The following is a 335-nucleotide window of genomic DNA, read 5'->3' on the forward strand; positions in this document are numbered from 1 at the left end:
ACACGACGCTCGTCCGATCTCTCTCCGTCCAGCAGAGCGGGACTGGGGACCGGCAGGCAGCGCTCGCCTCCATCACCGAAGCCGTCGACCTCCGCCGGACCCTCGCCCAGGCGATCACAGCCGCCCAGCTCACCGACCTCGCCTTCTCCCTGATCTTCCTCTCATTCCAGCAGAGCGTGACTGGGGACTGGCAGGCTGCGCTCGGCTCCATCACCGAAGCCGTCGACCACTACCGCTCCCTCACCCGGGCCAACCCGGCCGCCCACCTCTCCGACCTCGCCGGCTCCCTGAACAACCTCTCCAACCAGCAGAGCGGGACTGGGGACTGGCAGGCA

At 68.7% G+C, this 335-nt stretch carries 1 pseudogene; it reads left to right on the forward strand.

Annotation, left to right across the window (positions count from 1 at the left end):
- A pseudogene (locus PUR53_RS01805) lies at nt 1-335 on the forward strand (hypothetical protein); the annotation flags it as partial.

The sequence above is a fragment of the Streptomyces sp. SP18BB07 genome, assembly GCF_036322545.1.
Classification (GTDB): Bacteria; Actinomycetota; Actinomycetes; order Streptomycetales; family Streptomycetaceae; genus Streptomyces; species Streptomyces deccanensis.